The following is a 684-nucleotide window of genomic DNA, read 5'->3' as shown; positions in this document are numbered from 1 at the left end:
ATCAACGCTTTCAGTTGAGCGAGGTGTACTTGGCTAACGCGTTCAACAGAGCCTAACGATAAACCAATTCCGTGGCAGCTGATCTGGTATTGCTCTCGCAAAGTGTGTAGATATTTTCGTTCGGCTGCATTGGGTTGAAAGTAGTTCTCGCTGTGAATTTCTAACCAAGACAGTTCTGGGTGTTGTTGCTGAAAAAAGTCCAAATGAGGAGTCCGTAAACCAACGCCAACAAGAGGGTGAAAATCGTAGTGTTTCACGTGAAACTCCTTTTCGAACTGGATGAGAAGAGGTTGTGGGGTGTGAGTTGAGCCATCACACGCCCACAACAATTAACGGAGAAATTAAGATGCGCTGGTGCTGCCGCCAGCCAATTTGTCGCAAAGACCTTTTGGAACCACCACAAATGCGTCTTTCGGGTGGTCTTGTTTTGACGTGCCGGCGCAAGAGCTGTTCTTCGTCGCACAGTCATTTTTCCCCGCTTTTGCCACGCCGTAGCACTTTTCTTTTTCTGCCGCGACAGCAGGTGTTGCTGTTAGTAGAGTGCCACCAAGGGCTAGTAGGCCAGTAACCGCAGCCGTAACAGCAAGATTCGACTTTTTCATAATAAATTCCTCTGAATGATTTCCTTTACGTTGAGATGGGCAAGCAGAGGTGCGATTGAGATGCACAGTTTTTGTCTGCTTG

Annotated in this window: 2 protein-coding genes; both read right to left on the bottom strand. The window is 47.7% G+C overall.

Translation table 11 applies throughout. The annotated features are described in order from the left end of the window. A partial coding sequence (locus tag R7Z77_RS25825) for a DUF692 family multinuclear iron-containing protein (protein ID WP_318137108.1) occupies nucleotides 1-257 on the bottom strand: 257 nt, incomplete at its 3' end. A gap of 84 nt (nucleotides 258-341) precedes the next feature. After that, a complete protein-coding gene (locus R7Z77_RS25820) occupies nucleotides 342-602 on the bottom strand; it encodes a DUF2282 domain-containing protein (protein WP_318137107.1) in 261 nt (86 codons plus the stop codon). Nucleotides 603-684 lie beyond the last annotated feature (82 nt).

Source organism: Vibrio sp. 1401, from assembly GCF_033340295.1.
Note: the sequence above shows the minus strand (reverse complement) of the source record. Positions and strands in the feature narration are given on the sequence as shown.

What these genes read in the sequence shown, in the direction of transcription:
- R7Z77_RS25820 (WP_318137107.1), bottom strand. Translation starts at nt 602, where the DNA reads ATGAAAAAGTCGAATCTTGCTGTTACGGCTGCGGTTACTGGCCTACTA.